We start from the raw sequence: 17,238 nt of genomic DNA, 5'->3' as shown, positions 1-17,238 counted from the left end.
TCAGCGCGCTCGGTCGTAGACGAGCGCGAGCTCCCCGTGGTCGCCGGCCTCGTGCAGCACCAGGCGCCAGGACGACGACGGGAGCCCGTCCTCAAGCAGCCGCTCGCCGCCGCCGGAGATCTCGGGGCAGACGATGAGGTAGAGCCGGTCGATGAGGTCCGCAGCGAGGAGCGGGCGGATGAGGCTCGGGCTGGTGTTGACGAGGATGTCGCCCTCGCCGGACGCGCGCAGCTGCGCCACGACGTCGGCGACGGGGGCCGAGACGATGCGCGTGCGCTCCCACGGCGCCTCCGAGAGCGAGGACGAGAGGACCACCTTCTCGACATCGCGGAACCAGGCGGCGTAGCCGCGGTCGCGCGGGTCTGCGGAGGGGTCGTCGGCGACGGAAGGCCAGAAGCCGAGGAACCCCTGCGCGTTGCCGCGACCGAGCACGGCCGTCGTCGCGTTCTCGTGCATGCGGTGCATCTGGTCGCGTGCGACATCGGTCACCGCGTACGGGACGATCGCCGCGAGGTCGCCGGGCCCACCGGGGCCGTTGAAGCGTCCATCGAGGGTGAGGCTGAGGTTCGCCGTGACCCTGCGAGGTGCGTGAGCGTTCATGAGAGGGGTTCCTTCCGATCAGGCCGCGGGTCCGCGGCGACGCGTGCGACGAGGTTGTCGAGCACCTGGTTCCAGCCGGTCTCGATGCCGGCGATGAACGGAGCGGAGGCGACGGCGGTGGCGTCGAGGTGCAGCTCCGCCACGAGACGGGTTCCCCGGGGAGCCTCGTCGAGCGATACCGCGTAGTGGGCCGTGAAAGCCACACCGCCCTCGCTGTCGCGCACCGACAGGTCGAACTCGAGGCGCTCCGGAGCCTCGGCGACCCGGACCCGCCCGTCCGACCGGTAGTGAGCGCCGTCCGGATCGCGGTAGGCGAGCACGACCGCCCCCTCCGGGTGCGGTGCGATCGTGCTCTCGACGACCTCGAAAGACGGCGGCGCCCACCACGTGGCGAGGAGTGCGGCGTCGGTCCAGTGACGCCACACCGTCTCGCGCGGGGCGGCGAGGTGGCGCTCGAAGGCGAACGAGCGACCATCCGCCCATCCAGGGGAGTCCGCGGCGGCACGCTCCGCGCTGATGGCGGCGCGATAGCGATCGAGCACCTCGCGCTCGTCGGCGTGCGCATCGGCCTGCTGCAGGAGGTTCGCGAGGCGGTTCGCCGCAGCCCGGAGGGGCGACGTCTCGAGCGCGTACACCCTCCGCTGGCCGAGGGGATGCACGCTGACGACGCCCGCGCGCGCGAGCGTCTGCAGGTGCTTGGTGGTCTGCGGCTGGCGCAGGCCGAGGAGCTCCGCCAGCTCGCCCACGGCTCGGGGGCGGAGGGCGAGCAGCTCGATCATCCGCCATCGGGCGGGATCGGCGAGAGCGGCGAGCAGCGGGTCCATGACTGAAGTATTCACTGCGACGAATATTCATGTCAAGGAAAATCTTCGGCACGGTGTACCGTCGGCGCATGCGCGATCTCAGCCATCCCATCCGCACCGGCATGACCGTGTATCCCGGCGACCCCGCGGTGCGCATCGAGCCGGCTCTCGAGATCGCGCGCGACGGCGTCGCGGTCGCCGCCCTGCACCTCGGCTCGCACACGGGAACGCACCTCGACGCGCCGTCCCACGTCATCGCGGGCGGGCGCACGACCGGTGCGATCCCGCTCGACGAGCTCGTGGGCGAGGCAATCGTCCTGCACCTCGGCGAGGTCGCCGCCGGCGCGGTCATCACGCTCGACGACCTGCGTCGGGCGTCGGCCGACCTCGAAGCCGATCTGCGGCCGGTCGTCGTGCTGGACACCGGATGGGCGGAGCGATTCGGGTCGGCGGACGCGACCGCGCATCCGCACCTCGACCGGGCGGCGGCCGCCTGGCTCGTCGCGCACGGAATGCGCGTGCTCGCGGTCGACCTGCTGAGCCCCGACCCGACGGGCGGGGAGGGGTTCCCCGTGCACGAGATCGTGCTCGGCGCCGACGCGCTCATCGTCGAGAACCTTCGCGGCCTGGCGGGCCTCGAGCGGCATCCGCGGATCGGCGTCTTCCCGCTCGCGATCGATGCGGATGGAGCGCCGGCGCGCGTCGTCGCCCTCTGATCTCCCCGCGGTTCCAGTTTACGGCCGGGGTGGGGGCTTGCCGCAAGGCCCCCGGTACGGGGCAGAATCGTCTCCTTCCCTCCGGCCGGCACCCGCGCGCAGCGGGTGTCCGCCGTGCCGTCGCGATCGTCGGAGCCGCCCGCATGACCACCGCCCTCAGCCCGTTCGCCCTTCCCGACAGCCGCGCCGCCAAGGCCGACGCCGCGCTCATCGCACGCGACGAGGCGCAGTTCGCCGCGATCGCCGCGAGCCTCGCTCGCCAGATCGCCGACGCATCCGACCGCCTCGAGGCGCAGCGCCGCGCGCCGGCCGGCCAGGGGCAGAAGGCCCTCGACCGCGACCTCGAGATCCACCGCCTGACGGCCCGCCTGCGCCTGCTGCGGCGCTTCGGCCTCGATCTCTGCCTCGGCCGCATGGTGCCCGCCGAGGGCGGCGACCCCGTCTACATCGGCCGCATCGGCCTCTCCGATGCCGATGGCGAGCCGCTCCTCGTCGACTGGAGGGCGCGCGCGGCCGAGCCCTTCTTCGGCGCGACGCACGCCGATCCGATGGGGCTGAGCAGCCGACGGCGCTACCGGTGGAGCGGCGGCCGCATCGTGGACTACTGGGACGAGGTGTTCACGGCCGACGCCCTCGAGAGCGGCGCGGCGCTCGACGACCAGTCCGCCTTCATCGCGAGTCTCGGCGCGAGCCGCTCTCCGCACATGCGCGATGTGCTCGCGACCATCCAGGCCGATCAGGACGCGATCATCCGCGCGCCCTCGACCGGCGCGCTCGTCGTCGACGGCGGCCCGGGAACGGGCAAGACGGTCGTCGCGCTCCACCGCGCGGCCTACCTGCTGCACGCCGAGCCGCGGATGGCACGCGGTGGCGGCGGCGTGCTCGTCGTCGGGCCGTCGCGCGCGTATCTCGACTACGTGTCGGATGTGCTGCCGAGTCTTGGAGAGGAGGGCGTGCGCGTGTGCACGGTCGACGACCTCGTGGTCGAGGGCGCCATCGCCCGCGCGGAACCCGACCCCCGGGTCGCGTCTCTCAAGGCGGACGGGCGGATGGTGCAGGCGATCGAACCGGCCGTGCGCCTCTACGAGGAGCCGCCCGTCGACGAGGTGCTCGTCGAGACGCCATGGACGGACGTCGTCGTGACGGCGGATGACTGGGCCGACGCGTTCGCGTCTCCCGAGCCGGGGACGCCGCACAACGAGGCGCGCGACCAGGTCTGGGAGACGCTGCTCGGGCTCATCGCCGACCGGCACGACGACGAGGAGGTGCCGGCGGACCTCCTGCGCCGCGCGCTCGCGCAGGACAGGGACCTCGCGACGGCCTTCACGCGCGCGTGGCCGCGGCTCGAGGCAGCGGATCTCGTGAGCGACCTGTGGACCGTGCCGGCGTACCTGCGGCGCTGCGCGCCGTGGCTCGCGGACGACGAGGTGCGGCTGCTGACGCGGGCGGATGGCGTGGCCTGGACGAGCGCGGATCTCCCGCTTCTCGATGCAGCCCGGATGCGACTGGGCGATCCCGGGACGGCGCGCCGCGCGCGGGAGCGCGAGGCGGCGCTGTCCGCGCAGCGGGCCTACCGGGAGGACATCGCCGACTACCTCATCGCGAACGACGACAGCGAGATGGGCGTCGCGATGATCCTGCGCGGGGACGACGCGCGGGAGAGCCTCGTCGACGAGGCGGGCGTTCCGGCGCCCGAGCCCGACGCGCTGATCGGGCCCTTCGCCCACATCGTCGTCGACGAGGCGCAGGAGCTCACCGACGCGCAGTGGCAGATGCTGCTGCGCCGCTGTCCCTCCCGCAGCCTGACGGTCGTCGGCGACCGAGCGCAGGCACGGCACGGCTTCCTCGGCTCGTGGGAGGAGCGGCTCGCGCGCGCGGGTCTGCGCGACGTGCGCGTCGCCTCGCTCACGGTCAACTACCGGACGCCGTCGGAGATCATGGCGGTCGCCGAGCCGGTCATCCGCGCCGCCCTGCCCGACGCGAACGTCCCGGTGTCCGTACGCAGCTCGGGCATCCCCGTGCGGAGGGCGCGGGCGGGTGAGCGCGACGCGATTCTCGAGCGGTGGCTCGCCGAGCACGTCGAGGGCACGGCATGCGTGATCGGAGACCCCGGCTTCCGCCCGCACGGGCGCGCCCGCTCGGCGACGCCGGAGGACGCGAAGGGACTCGAGTTCGACCTCGTGCTCCTCGCCGGCGCCGATGCGCCGGGCGAGGGGATCGAGGCCGCGGTCGACCGCTACGTCGCGATGACGCGTGCGACGCGCGAGCTCGTCCTCCTCGATGCGGAGCCGGGGGAGACGGATGTCCGACGACCTCGCTAGCGTGTGGGTCATGTCCGCTCTCGATGCGCTCCGCGGCCGCCTCTCCGGCCTCCTCCGCCTGCCCGACGACGTCGCCTTCGACGAGGCGCGCCGACCGTGGAACCTCTCCGTCGAGCAGCGGCCCGCGGCGGTCGCTGAGCCGGCCGGTGTCGACGACCTCGTCGCCCTCGTCGCCTTCGCGCGCGAGGAGGGCGTGGCGCTCGCCGTCCAGCCGTGCGGGCACGGCGCGGCCTCGGCTCTCGAGGGAGCAGTGCTCGTTCGGCCCCGTGCGTTCGATGCGCTCGAGATCGACCAGGAGGCCCGCATCGCGCGCATCGGCGCCGGCGTGGCGTGGGGCGCGGTCATCGACGCCCTCGACGGCACGGGACTGGTCGCGCCCGCCGGCACGAGCCGCGTCGTGAGCGCGACGGGCTACACCCTCGGCGGGGGACACTCGTGGTTCAGCCGATCGGCGGGCCTCGGGTCCGACGCGCTGCGCGCGGCCTGGATCGTCCGGCCCGACGGGACGCACGAGCGTGTGGATGACGCGAGCGACCCCGACACCATGTGGGCGCTGCGCGGCGCGGGCGGCATCGCGGGGATCGTGACCGAGATCGAGATCGACCTCGTCGCGGCCCCCGTGCTCGTGGGCGGCAGCATCGTCTTCGACTCGGCGCACTCGGCCGACGCGCTGCGAGCCGTGCGCGACCTCGCCGCTGTCGCCCCGCCGTCGCTCAATCTCTTCGCGACGTCGATGCGCATGCCCGACGTCCCTCAGCTGCCCGAGGCGATCAGGGCGCGCAGCTTCCTCACGGTCGATGTGCTCGCGATCGACGAGGCCGCGGCGGAGTTCCTCGAGCCGATTCGCGCGGCGGCCCCCGTCGAGCGCGAGGACTTCGGTCACGCGACACCGGCGCTCATGGCCTCCCGATCGGCGGAGCCCACCGATCCCACGCCCACACGCGGTGTGTCCTCCGCACTGCGGTCTCTCGACGACGCCCTGCTCGACGACCTCCTCACGTTCCGCGCGCTTCCCGAGCAGGCGCCCCTCGTCGGACTCGGGCTCCGCATGCTCGGCGGCGCACTCGACTCGCCACGCCGCGAGGGGTTCGCGTCCCTGTCCGACGCCGCATGGCTCGTGCACGGGCTCGCCCCGGTCGCGCCCGGTGCGCCGCGCGAGCCGGGTGACGCGAGCCTCGCTGGCCTGCGCGAGATCCTCGGTCGCGCGGACGAGGCGCCGCTCGTGCCGACGTTCCTCGCGCCCGAGGAGACGCTCGAGCGCGCGGGGACCCGCGCCGATCTCGATCGACTCCGCGCCATCCGCGAGCGCGTCGATCCCGACGCCGTGCTGCACGAGGGGCGCCTGCCGCGATGACGGCGGCGGGGCGGACCGAGGAGCGCGCCGGGTGACGACGCGCCTGGTTCTGCTCGCCGACACACATGTGCCTGTGCGCGCCCGGCGGCTGCCGGATGACGTGTGGCGCGCGATCGACGCCGCCGACGTGGTCGTGCACGCGGGCGACTGGGTCGACGTCGAGACGCTCGACGCTCTCGAGATGCGCTCCCGGCGCCTCATCGGCGTGCACGGCAACAACGACGGGCCCGCGCTGCGTGCGCGTCTGCCCGAGCTCGCACGGGTGCGCATCGAGGGCATCGACCTCGCCGTGATCCACGAGACAGGGGCGGCCCGAGGTCGCGAGGAGCGTGTCGACGGTCTGGCCGAGGAGCGGCCCGACGTGCTCGTCTTCGGGCACAGCCACATCCCCTGGGACTCGACGACGCCCGCGGGCACCCGGCTGCTGAACCCGGGCTCGCCCACCGACCGTCGACGCCAGCCCGCGTGCACGCTCATGACGTGTGCCATCGACGGCGACGTGCTCCGCGACGTCGCGCTCGTGCCGGTCGTCCGCAGCTGACGACGCCGAACGGCCCGGCCGCGCGAACGCAGCCGGGCCGTCGGGGACCTCGCGTCAGCTCGAGCGGTGCGCGCGGTAGTACGCGAGCAGCGCCTTCGTCGACGGGTCCTGGGCCTCGAGCGCGGCCTTGTCGCCCTCGATGGCGGGCGCGATCTGGAGGGCGAGCTGCTTGCCGAGCTCGACGCCCCACTGGTCGAAGGAGTTGATGCCCCACACGACGCCCTGCGTGAAGACGATGTGCTCGTACAGCGCGATCAGCTGGCCGAGCACCGCCGGCGTGAGGGCGGGAGCGAAGATCGACGTCGTCGGGCGGTTGCCCGCGAACGTGCGGGCCGCGACGAGCGGACCCGTCGTGCCCTCGGCCTCCACCTCATCCGCGGTCTTGCCGAACGCGAGCGCCTTCGTCTGCGCGAGGAAGTTCGCGAGGAACAGCCCGTGCACGTCCCGGCCGCCGTCCTGGAGGGGGTATGCGGGGTTCGCGAACGCGATGAAGTCGGCGGGGATGAGCCGCGTGCCCTGGTGGATCAGCTGGTAGAACGCATGCTGGCCGTTCGTGCCCGGCTCGCCCCAGAACACCTCGCCCGTGTCGGTCGTCACCGGCGTGCCGTCCCAGCGCACCGACTTGCCGTTGGACTCCATGGTGAGCTGCTGGAGGTAGGCCGCGAAGCGGTGCAGCTGCTGCGCGTAGGGGAGCACCGCGTGCGACTGGGCGCCGAGGAAGTTCGTGTACCAGACGTTGAGGAGCCCCATGAGCACGGGCACGTTGCGCGTGAGCGGCGTCGTGCGCACGTGCTCGTCCACCGCGTGGAATCCCTCGAGCAGCTCGCGGAAGACCGCCGGTCCGAGCACGATCGCGAGCGACGTGCCGATCGCCGAGTCCACCGAGTAGCGGCCGCCGACCCAGTCCCAGAACCCGAAGGCGTTCTCGGGGTCGATGCCGAAGTCGGCGACCTTGTCGAGGGCCGTCGACACGGCGACGAAGTGGTGCGCGACGGCGTCGGTGCGCGCCGCGTCGTCGTCGGCGATCGCGCCCTTGCCGGCGAGCTGCGACCACAGCCAGTCGCGTGCGAGGCGCGCGTTCGTGAGCGTCTCGAGCGTCGTGAACGTCTTCGATGCGACGATGAACAGGGTCGTCTCGGCGTCGAGGTCGGCGACCTTCTGCGCGAGGTCCGTGGGGTCGATGTTCGAGATGAAGCGCGCCTCGATGCCCGCGTCAGCGTAGGGCTTGAGCGCCTCGTAGACCATCACCGGCCCGAGGTCGGATCCGCCGATGCCGATGTTCACGACGTGCGTCACGCGCTTGCCGGTGACGCCCCGCCAGTCGCCGCCTCGCACGCGCTCCGCGAAGGCGGAGACCTTGTCGAGCACGGCGTGCACGTCGGCGTCGACATCCTGCCCGTCGACCGCGAGCGCGGGCGTCGCGCCGGCCGGGCGACGCAGCGCGGTGTGCAGGACCGCGCGGTTCTCGGTCGTGTTGATGTGCGTGCCCTCGAGCATCGCCGCGAAGCGCTCGGCGACTCCGGTCTGCTCGGCGAGTCGCACGAGCGAGGCGAGGATGTCGTCGGTCACGAGGTTCTTCGAGAGGTCCACGTGGAGGTCGGCGAGCGGAAGGCTGAGACGCTCGGCCCGATCGGGGTCGGCGGCGAACCAGCCGCGCAGGTCGGGGGAGAAGCTCGCGCGGTGCGCCTCGAGCTCCGCCCAGGCCGAGGTGGACGTGGGGTCGACGGGAGCGGTCATGCTGCAACCGTACCGAGTGCCGCCCTCACGCGCCCACCGGGCGTCATGTGAGGGCAGGCTCCGCATGTCAAGCCCGTGCCGCGGTCAGGGGCTGCGTCTAGCGTGAGCACCAGGCACCGAGAGCCGGAGGCGACCATGTCGATCAACGTCCGCGAGATCCGCTGCACCCCCGAGGAGATCTTCCGCGTCCTCGGCGACGGATGGCTCTACCCGGTCTGGGTCGTGGGGGCGTCGCGCATGCGCGAGGTCGACGACGACTGGCCGCGCCCCGGCGCCGAGCTCCACCACTCGGTGGGCAGCTGGCCGCTGCTCCTCGACGACACGACCGAGTGCGTCGAGTGGGATCCTCCGCGCCGGATGGTGCTGCAGGCGCGCGGATGGCCGATCGGCGAGGCGCGCGTGACGATCGAGGTCAAGCCGCGCGGCGCCGGATCGCTCGTGCGGATCTCGGAGGCCGCCGTCGAGGGTCCCGGGTCGCTCGTTCCCCGGTTCCTCGTCGATCCGCCGCTGCATGCGCGCAATGCCGAGACGCTGCGGCGTCTGGCGTTCCTCGCCGAGGGACACGCGGCCCGCGACCGTGCGGCGGGCTCCTGAGCGTCAGTCCGTCGGCTCGCCCGAGGCGACGCGCTCGCGCGGCATCGCGATCGCGGCGGCGAGCATGAGCGCCGCCGTGACGGCGACGCCGACGAAGACCCAGGTGGAGGCCGCGACGATCGTGTCGTAGTCGTGCTCGCCCTCGCCAGCGGCGATGATGCCGTTCGCGACGGCGCCGAAGATCGCGACGCCGACGGCGGATCCCACCGAGCGCGAGAAGGCGTTGAGTCCCGTGACGACCCCGCGCTCGCCCCACCCGACCGACGCCTGCGCGGCGATCAGGGTCGGCGCGGCCGTCCAGCCGAGGCCGAAGCCGACGACGAACGCGGTGAGGGCGACGAGGAACGGGTTGGGCCAGGGCGCGACGGCCACGAGCCCGGCAGCGCCCGCGAGCGAGATCGCCGCGCCGATCACGGTCGTCGTGCGGAAGCCCCAGCGCAGGTACAGGCGCCCCGAGTTCGACGCCGCGAGCGGCCATCCGAGCGTGAGCGCGGCCACCGCGAGCCCCGAGAGGAGCGGCACGGTGCCGATCGAGTTCTCGAGGTAGGTGGGCGCGAAGCTCGTGATGCCCGTCAGCAGCGCACCGACTGAGAGCGCCACGAGGGTGGTCGTGAGGATGAGCCGGCGCCCGAGCAGCGACAGGTCGATGATCGGCTCGGCTGCGCGCCGCTCGACGAGGGCGAACGCGACGAGGGCGACCCCGGCGATCGAGAAGGCCGCGATGCTCGGCGGAGCCGTCCATGCCCAGGCGCTCCCGCCCTCGAGGACCGCGAGGATGAGGGCGGACATCCCGATCGTCAGGAGCGCGGCTCCCGCGTAGTCGATGCGGTGACGGCGCCGCTCGACCTGCTCGTGATACGCGCGCACGAGCATCCAGCCCGCGGCGATGCAGAGCGGGATGTTGATGAGGAAGATGCCGCGCCACGACGCGAACTGAGAGAACACCCCGCCGAGGGCAGGGCCGAGGACCGACGAGACCGCCCAGACGCTCGCGATGTAGCCCTGCACCTTCGCGCGCTCCTCGACCGTGTAGATGTCGCCGACGATCGTCATGGCCATGGGCGTCGCCGCGCCGGCGCCGAGACCCTGGACGAGGCGGAAGAGGATGAGCGACGTCATGCTCCAGGCGACGCCGCACAGAAGGGAGCCGACGAGGAACAGCCCGATGCCGATGAGGATGATGGGCTTGCGCCCGATCGTGTCCGAGAGCTTCGAGTAGATCGGGACGCTCACGGCCTGCGCGAGCAGGTAGACCGAGAACAGCCACGGGAACTGGTCGAACTGCCCGAGATCGGCCACGACGCTCGGGACGGCCGTCGCGAGGATGGTCGCGTCGATCGCGATGAGCCCCGTCGCCAGCATGAGCGCTCCGAGCACGGGCCCGCGCTCGGATCGAAGGCCGACGGTCCTGCTGCGACTGCTCGTGGTGCTCACCTCACATCCCAAGTCGCGGGGCGCCCCGGGCATTCCCGATCAGGCGAGACGTCGGACGAGGGTCCAGACGTTCCCGTGGTCGACATGGTGATCGAGCACGTCGAGCGCTTCTCGGGCGAGCGCGAGACCGCGCCCCGATTCCGCTTCGGGGCCGGGCATCGACACGTCCGCCCACGCGATGTCGACCGGCCACGCCGTGTCGCGGATGATCGCGGTGAGCGCGGTCCGCCCCACCTCCAGGTCGGCCGTGACACGGACCTCCGCGTCGTCGGGGGCGTGCGTCACGACGTTGGTCGCGATCTCGGACACCGCGAGCCCGAAGAGCATCCGGTCCGCGTCGGCGACGTCGGCCCGGGACCAGATTCCCTCCAGCGCGTCGAGCACGGCGTCGACGAAGGCGATCTCCGCGCGTCCCTCGACACGGGCACGCAGGACCGGCTCGTCACCGTTCATCGAACGCGGTCTCCGGCGACGCGTGCTCGCGCAGCACGCGATCGAGGTTCGTCAGGCGCATCACCGTCCGCACAGCATCCGGGACGGCGGCGATGCGCAGGTCCCCACCCGCGACCCGCGCGGCCTTGAGACCGCCGATGAGGGCGCCGAGACCCGACGAGTCCACGAACTCGGTGCCGCCGAGGTCCACGACGATCCGCGTGCGGCCGGCCTCGACGAGCTCCTTCACGGCGTCGCGCAGACGCGGTGCGCCCGACGCGGTGAGGCGTCCGGTGATCGCGATGACGGAGAACCCGTCGCGGTGAGCGCTCGTGAGGTTCATGCAGTTGCCTCTCTGTCGGCGGCCGCCGGCCCTCGATAGCGGGCGGCCTGGATGATCACGCTGAGGACGACGACGTCGTAGGCGACCCACAGGGTGTTCACGAGGGTCCCCGTGCCGTCCGCGGTTCCGACCGCGACGCGGACGACGCCGATCAGGAGCGACGCGACGAGCACCGCCATCGCGGTGAGCTGCGGCCAGATCTCGCGCCACGGCACTCCTCCGGGCGCCCGCCCGTCCTTCCTGGTCACCGCGAAGCCGAGGGGGCGGCCCAGCACGACGTTGGCGAAGGCCGTCCAGCACGCCCGGATCCAGACCGGGAAGAGCGCGAGCGAGTACTGCTGCCCGCGCCACGTGCGCACGCCCTTGGCGACGACGAGGAAGAGCAGCTGGTTCACCGCGAAGGCGGGGAGGAAGCGTGCGAAGAAGTCGACGGACCACGCCGTGACCGGCATGACGCCGAAGACGAGGTAGAACACGGGAGCGGCGAGGTACACGATCGCGGCGAAGCCCGACAGGTACGTCCACATCGTCGCGAAGTACATGAGCCGCTGGCCGGCGGAGAGCCCGCGCTTCACGAGCGGGTTGTCGCGCAGCATCACCTGAAGCGTGCCCTGCGCCCACCGCAGGCGCTGCGTGAGCATCGTGCGGAGGTCCTCCGGGGCGAGTCCGCGGGCGAGGATCTCGTGGTGGTAGACGCTGCGCCACCCGAGGGCGTGCAGCTGCATCGCGGTGGCCATGTCCTCGGTGACCGAGATCGTCGCGAGCGGCAGGAGCGGCTGGGCCTCACCCGGCCGGTCCACGCGCAGCGCGTCGAGCAGCGATCGGACGGCCTCGATCGCGCCGAGCGGGGAGAGGTCGCGGGCCGCCAGCTCGTCGAGCGCGACCTCGTCGACGACCATGACGTCGAGCTGCGCGTCGTGCGCGATCGGCAGCTCGCCGATCTCCTCGAGGTCGGCGCGGATGGCGGCCAGGTCGTTCTCGACGAGACGCCGACCTGCGTCGTCGACGCGCGCACGCACGCGGTACGTCGTGTCGGCCACCGGCTCGCCCGCGGCGATCTCGGCGCGTGCGGCTGCGACCTCGGCGCGCAGGTCCATCAGCTCCTCTCGCAGCGCTCCGTCGGCGCGCTTCGCCTCGCGCCCGAGCAGCGACTCCGACGCGCGGAGCGCGCGCTGCGTCGATTCGGCGAGGTCGCGCACGTAGCCGACGATGCCGAGCTGCATGAGCGCCTCGCGGCGCAGCACCGCGTTCGACCCGCAGAAGAACGCGGCGTTCCAGCCGTCCTTGCCCTGCTGGATCGGGCCGTAGAACAGCGGCGCCTGGCTGCCGAGCGGGTCGGCCTCGTCGACGTTCGAGAACCACTGCGGCGTCTGGACGAGCGCGACTTCCGGGTCGTCGGCGAAGTAGCCGAGCGTGCGGTGGAGGATCAGGGGATCCGGCACCTGGTCGGCATCGAGGATGAGCAGGAACTCGCCGTCGGTCTGGAACAGGGCGTTGTTGAGGTTCCCCGCCTTGGCGTGGCGCGGTTTGCCGTCCCAGTCGTCCGAGCGCCGGATGTAGCCGATCCCGGCCTCGGCGGCGGCGAGCTCGAGATCCGCGCGTGCACCGTCGTCGAGGATCCAGGTCGAGTGCGGATAGGCGATCCGCTTCGCGGCCAGTGCGGTGCCCATCACGAGGTCGAGCGGCTCGTCGTACGTCGTGATGAGCACGTCGACCGTGCCCTGCGGCTCCGACCGCGGGCCGGGGCGGTCTCGTGCGCGCCACATCGTGAGGCAGAAGAGGATCGTGTCGATGAGGCTGTACGTCTCCGCGAGCACGAGCGGCACGGCGATCCACCACGCCGACCAGTTGACGGACTCGAGCCAGCGCCAGGCGACGTAGTTCACGCCGAGGATCACCGACAGGACGGCGAGGATGCGGATCGCTGCGAAGCGCGCGCTCATGTGCGGACCATCCCGTCGTCGCTCGTGCCCATCCGCGCCATCCTATGGCCGCGGTGGATCCACGCGGTCGGCGTTGACATCCGCCCTGCCGGCCGGTACGCCGATCAGGCGCGTGGGCGCGACAGGACGGCGTTCGCGACCGCCGCGATGAGGACGAGGGCGGCCGTCGCGATCGGCAGCAGGAGCGCAGCCGACGTGCCGAACCTCTCGGACACGGACCCGGTGAGGGCCGAGGCCATCGCCTGCCCGACGACGACGGCCGAGCCGACCATCGTCATGACCGTGGCAGAGCGGCCCTCGGGGCTGCGGGCCGCGGCGAGGCTGTACTGCGTCACGAGGGTCGGCCCGATGCCGATGCCGATGACCGCGAGCGAGCACGCCATGGCCGCAGGGCTGGCGGCGAGCAGGAGCGAGAGGGAGCCCGCGAGGAGCACCGAGGCGAACGCGATCCATCGTGCGGCGAGCGAGAACCGGGCCGGAAGATATGCGACGCCGAGCGCGAACAGGGCCGAGCCGATGCCCATCACGCCGTACATGAGCCCCGCCTCGTCGGCGCGGCCCCGGTCGGCCATGAACGAGGTCAGGGAGGTGAGCATCGAGCCGAAGAAGAGGCCCACGCCGAGCGTGCCTCCCACGACCACGAGGACGCGCGGCCGGAAGAGATCGCGCACGTCGGAGGAGGGTGCCGCTCCGTCCTCGCGACCGGGCGCGACCAGGCGTCCCGTGGGATGCAGTGCGAAGGCGCCGACGAAGACCGCGGTCAGCACGGCGGCGCCGACGAGCGGCGCCCACGGCGCGGTCGCCGCAGCGAGCAGCCCCACGATGAAGGGGCCGATCACGAAGACGGTCTCGTCGGCCGCGGACTCGTACGCCATCGTCGACGAGAGGGTGCGCGGTGCGCGCTCGGGGGCGATCCGGTGTCGGATGAGCGTCACGAGCCGGGCGCGCGAGAGCGGCGCGACCTGGGGAGCGGTCGCGCCGATCCCGAAGGCCGCCGCGAGCACGAGTCCGTCGGGGGTGTCGCCGTAGACGACCGCGGCGAACAGCGCGAGCGCCACCGCGTTCGCCGCCGCGAGCACGAGGAGCACGCGGCGCTGCCCGAACGCATCGGCGGCGGCGCCGAGCAGCGCGCCGAAGCACGCCGTGCCGAGTCCGACGGTCGCGGACGTGAGCCCGCCGAGCGCGAGCGAGCCCCGGATGGACACGACCGCCGTGAGCACGCCGACCACCATCATGGCGAACGGCAGCCGCGCCACGAGCGCGATGAGGAAGTAGGGGAGTCCTGCGATGCGCAGGAGGCTGCGGCTCTCTCGGACGTCGCTGATCGTCATGGGCACCTCCGGTTCGCGGGGTTCGGGTGCCGCCGCTGTCCGCCGGAGTCTCCGGCGGCCGGTAGATGCACTGCTCTCGGACGACGAGCGTCCGACAGAGGAGACTCTACCGAGCCGACCTCGGCGTCAGCTGACCACGTCGTCGGAGGCGATCTCGCTCCACACCGTCATCATGTGCGACCGCGAGTGCCGTTCGGCGGCGTCCCGGTCGCCCTCGGCGATCGCGCGGGCGGTGAGCAGATGATCCTCGAGCGTGCCCTCGGCGGGGATGCCCGGAGTGAGGCCGAGCTTCGCGCGGCCGCTCAGGACCTCGTGGACGGGCGTCTCGAGCGCCGTGAGGAGCGGGTTCCCGGAGGCGGCGAGGAGCGTGCCGTGGAAGGCGAGGTCGGCCGCGAGGTACTCCTCCGAGTCGCCCTTGCCGGTCTGCCCGAGCGTGTTGAGCCGCTCGGCGAGCCGCAGGAGCTCGGCGCGCTGAGCCGAGGTCGCCCGGGCGGCGGCGAGGCGCGCGGCCATGGGCTCGACCGTGACGCGCAGCTCCATGAGGGCCTCGAGCTGCTGCTGGCGGAAGCGGCCGCGCAGGTTCCACTGGATGAGGTGCGGATCGAAGGCGTCCCACTGCTCGCGGGGGAGGACCGTGATGCCGACCTTGCGGCGGGACGCGACCATGCGGATGCTCTCGAGCACGCGCACCGCCTCGCGGACGACCGTGCGGGAGGCGCCGTAGTCGCGCTCCAGCTGGGCGAGCGTGAAGACGGCTCCCGGCTGGGGGTCGCCCGACGCGATCCGGCTCCCGAGATCGTCGAGCACATCGCCGTGGACTCCGATGGCCATGTCGCTCCCTTGCTCGCGGTTACGTAGTATCTTATCCGTTGTTTAAGTAGTACCTTTGATGCACGGCACGCGACAGTGCGCGCCCTCGATTTCAATGGAGAAACCATGGAAGACTGGACCCAGACGATGGGCACCGGGCCTCTGCTCGGCATCGCGGCCGTCGCCGTCGCGCTCATCCTCTTCCTCGTGATCAAGGTGAGGCTGCACGCCTTCCTCGTCCTCATCGTCGTCTCGCTGCTCACCGCGATCGCGACCGGCCTGCCGCTGAACGCGCTCGTCAACGAGGTGCTCGTGTCGAGCTTCGGCGGGACGCTCGGCTCCGTCGCCCTGCTCATCGGGCTCGGCGCGATCATCGGCCGCCTCATCGAGTCGTCGGGCGGAGCCCGCGTCATCGCGGAGAAGATGGTCGCCATCTTCGGCGAGAAGCGCGCCGCCTTCGCACTCGGCCTCACCTCGCTCATCCTCGGCTTCCCGATCTTCTTCGACGCGGGCCTCATCGTCATGCTGCCGATCATCTTCGCGGTCGCGCGTCGCATCGGCGGCCGGAACCTCCTGCTCTACGGCTTCAGCGGCGCGGCGGCCTTCTCGGTCATGCACGTCTTCCTGCCCCCGCACCCGGGCCCTGTCGCCGCATCGGACTTCTTCGGCGCGAACCTCGGCGTCGTCATGCTGCTCGGCCTCGTCATCGCGTTCCCGGCCTGGTACCTCTCGGGCTACCTGTGGGGCAAGTTCGTCAACTCGCGCTACCCGATGATCGTCCCCGAGCTCTTCGGCGCGCAGGACGACGACCAGCCCGCGAACCCGCCGAAGGCGAGCACGGTCATCATGATCCTCCTGCTCCCGCTCGTGCTCATCTTCCTCAACACCGGCCTCAGCACCCTGGCGACCGCGGGTGTCGTCGACGGCGACGCCGTGTGGGTCCAGGCGCTCATCCTCATCGGCACGTCGCCGGTCGCCCTCCTCATCACGGCGCTCGTCGCCCTGCTCGTCCTCGGCAAGTTCCGCGGCGAGAACGGGTCGGCGCTCGAGAAGCTCGTCGAGGGCACGCTCGGCACGGTGGCCTCCGTGATCCTCATCACGGGCGCCGGCGGCATGTTCGGCGGCGTCCTGCGCGCATCCGGCATCGGCGACGCCCTCTCCGGCACCCTCGCCGACCTCGGCATGCCCGTGATCTTCGCCGCGTACGTCATCGCCGTCGCGCTGCGCGTCGCGCAGGGCTCGGCGACGGTCGCCCTCGTCACGACCGCGGGCCTTCTCGCGCCGGCCGTCACATCGGGCGGCTACAGCGTCATCGACACGGCCGCCATCACGCTCGCCGCGGCGGCGGGCTCGGTGTTCGCCAGCCACGTGAACGACTCGGGCTTCTGGCTGGTCGGCCGGCTCATGGGCATGGACGTCAAGACCACCCTCAAGACCTGGACCGTGCAGCAGGCGATCGAGTCGGTCGTCGGCTTCGCGATCGTGCTCATCGTCTTCGCGATCTTCTGAGCATGGCGGGGATCTTCGACATCACGGGCCGGCTCGCGCTCGTCACCGGCTCCTCTCGCGGTCTCGGCGCGTCTCTCGCCCTCGCGCTCGCGGAGGCGGGGGCCGAGGTCGTCCTGCACGGACGCGACGCCGCGGCGATCGCGTCCGCGCAGGACGCGATCGCCGAGGCGACGGGCCGCCGACCGCACGCGGCGACGTTCGACGTCACCGACGCCGAGGCCGTCGAGCACGGCGTGGCCGACATCGTCGCCGCGCACGGCGTGCCCGACATCCTCGTGAACAACGCGGGCGTGCAGCGGCGCGCTCCGTTCACCGAGTTCCCGGTCGCGGACTGGGATGCCGTCGTGAGCGCGAACCTCTCGAGCGTGTTCTACGTGTCGCGGTTCGTCACCCCCGGGATGGCCGAGCGCCGCTCCGGCAAGGTGATCAACATCGGATCGGTGCAGTCGCAGCTGGCCCGGCAGACGATCGCGCCCTACTCGGCGTCGAAGGGCGGCGTCGCGATGCTCACGAAGGGGATGGCCGCCGACCTCGCGCGCTACGACGTGCAGGTCAACGCGATCTCGCCCGGGTACTTCGCGACCGAGATGAACCGGGCCCTCGTCGAGGACGAGGCGTTCAACTCCTGGCTCGTGAACCGGACGCCCGCGCGGCGCTGGGGGGACTTCCGCGAGCTGTGGGGCACGCTGCTCTACCTCGCGTCCGATGCGTCGAGCTTCGTCTCGGGGCAGAACATCTTCGTCGACGGCGGCATGACCGCCGTCGTGTGA

General features: G+C 72.2%; 16 protein-coding genes. 7 read left to right on the top strand and 9 right to left on the bottom strand.

The features are described 5' to 3' along the window. Together PKE79_RS08875 and PKE79_RS08870 are read right to left on the bottom strand one after the other, a co-directional pair. Positions 1-600, bottom strand: coding sequence for a dihydrofolate reductase family protein (locus tag PKE79_RS08875; RefSeq protein WP_271173333.1), 600 nt, complete (start codon positions 598-600; stop codon positions 1-3). Then, complete coding sequence (locus PKE79_RS08870) at positions 597-1,424, bottom strand: metalloregulator ArsR/SmtB family transcription factor (RefSeq protein WP_271173332.1); 828 nt, start codon at positions 1,422-1,424, stop codon at positions 597-599. Before PKE79_RS08870 ends, PKE79_RS08875 begins: the two co-directional genes overlap by 4 nt. A gap of 29 nt (positions 1,425-1,453) precedes the next feature. On the opposite strand from PKE79_RS08870, the gene PKE79_RS08865 reads away from it, so the two are divergent. The 4 genes from PKE79_RS08865 (at position 1,454) to PKE79_RS08850 (ending at position 6,335) form a co-directional block, all read left to right on the top strand. Then, positions 1,454-2,119, top strand: a complete 666-nt coding sequence (locus tag PKE79_RS08865; protein ID WP_271173331.1) for a cyclase family protein — start codon at positions 1,454-1,456, stop codon at positions 2,117-2,119. Between the two features lie 143 nt (positions 2,120-2,262). After that, on the top strand, positions 2,263-4,440 hold the full coding sequence (gene helR / locus PKE79_RS08860) for an RNA polymerase recycling motor ATPase HelR (RefSeq protein WP_271173330.1): 2,178 nt from the start codon (positions 2,263-2,265) through the stop codon (positions 4,438-4,440). Between the two features lie 10 nt (positions 4,441-4,450). After that, on the top strand, positions 4,451-5,794 hold the full coding sequence (locus PKE79_RS08855) for an FAD-binding oxidoreductase (RefSeq protein ID WP_271173329.1): 1,344 nt from the start codon (positions 4,451-4,453) through the stop codon (positions 5,792-5,794). A 31-nt stretch (positions 5,795-5,825) separates the two neighbouring features. Beyond that, positions 5,826-6,335, top strand: a complete 510-nt coding sequence (locus PKE79_RS08850; RefSeq protein ID WP_271173328.1) for a metallophosphoesterase family protein — start codon at positions 5,826-5,828, stop codon at positions 6,333-6,335. A 54-nt stretch (positions 6,336-6,389) separates the two neighbouring features. Here PKE79_RS08850 and pgi read toward each other — a convergent pair whose 3' ends face one another. Further along, positions 6,390-8,072, bottom strand: coding sequence for a glucose-6-phosphate isomerase (gene pgi / locus PKE79_RS08845; protein ID WP_271173327.1), 1,683 nt, complete (start codon positions 8,070-8,072; stop codon positions 6,390-6,392). A gap of 135 nt (positions 8,073-8,207) precedes the next feature. On the opposite strand from pgi, the gene PKE79_RS08840 reads away from it, so the two are divergent. Next, a complete protein-coding gene (locus PKE79_RS08840; protein ID WP_271173396.1) occupies positions 8,208-8,666 on the top strand; it encodes an SRPBCC family protein in 459 nt (152 codons plus the stop codon). A 3-nt stretch (positions 8,667-8,669) separates the two neighbouring features. On the opposite strand, the gene PKE79_RS08835 is transcribed toward PKE79_RS08840, so the two are convergent. The 6 genes from PKE79_RS08835 to PKE79_RS08810 form a co-directional block, all read right to left on the bottom strand. Then, positions 8,670-10,028, bottom strand: a complete 1,359-nt coding sequence (locus tag PKE79_RS08835) for an MFS transporter (protein ID WP_271173395.1) — start codon at positions 10,026-10,028, stop codon at positions 8,670-8,672. 111 nt (positions 10,029-10,139) lie between these two features. Continuing rightward, positions 10,140-10,553: an ATP-binding protein gene (locus PKE79_RS08830; protein WP_271173326.1), complete on the bottom strand. Its 414-nt coding sequence runs from the start codon at positions 10,551-10,553 to the stop codon at positions 10,140-10,142. Beyond that, positions 10,543-10,875, bottom strand: coding sequence for an STAS domain-containing protein (locus PKE79_RS08825; protein WP_271173325.1), 333 nt, complete (start codon positions 10,873-10,875; stop codon positions 10,543-10,545). Before PKE79_RS08825 ends, PKE79_RS08830 begins: the two co-directional genes overlap by 11 nt. Continuing rightward, positions 10,872-12,818, bottom strand: a complete 1,947-nt coding sequence (locus tag PKE79_RS08820; RefSeq protein WP_271173324.1) for a glycosyltransferase family 2 protein — start codon at positions 12,816-12,818, stop codon at positions 10,872-10,874. Before PKE79_RS08820 ends, PKE79_RS08825 begins: the two co-directional genes overlap by 4 nt. Before the next feature lie 104 nt (positions 12,819-12,922). Next, the gene (locus PKE79_RS08815; protein ID WP_271173323.1) at positions 12,923-14,149 is read right to left on the bottom strand and encodes an MFS transporter; all 1,227 of its coding nucleotides are present in this window, start codon (positions 14,147-14,149) and stop codon (positions 12,923-12,925) included. Positions 14,150-14,275: 126 nt separating this feature from the next. After that, a complete protein-coding gene (locus PKE79_RS08810; RefSeq protein ID WP_271173322.1) occupies positions 14,276-14,980 on the bottom strand; it encodes a FadR/GntR family transcriptional regulator in 705 nt (234 codons plus the stop codon). 105 nt (positions 14,981-15,085) lie between these two features. Here PKE79_RS08810 and PKE79_RS08805 point away from each other — a divergent pair, with 105 nt between their 5' ends. Further along, on the top strand, positions 15,086-16,468 hold the full coding sequence (locus tag PKE79_RS08805; protein ID WP_271173321.1) for a GntP family permease: 1,383 nt from the start codon (positions 15,086-15,088) through the stop codon (positions 16,466-16,468). Positions 16,469-16,470: 2 nt separating this feature from the next. Next, positions 16,471-17,238 (top strand): SDR family oxidoreductase, encoded by a 768-nt coding sequence (locus PKE79_RS08800; protein WP_271173320.1) that lies wholly within the window; start codon positions 16,471-16,473, stop codon positions 17,236-17,238.

Source organism: Microbacterium barkeri (assembly GCF_027921765.1).
GTDB classification, from domain to species: Bacteria; Actinomycetota; Actinomycetes; order Actinomycetales; family Microbacteriaceae; genus Microbacterium; species Microbacterium barkeri.
Note: the sequence above shows the minus strand (reverse complement) of the source record. Positions and strands in the feature narration are given on the sequence as shown.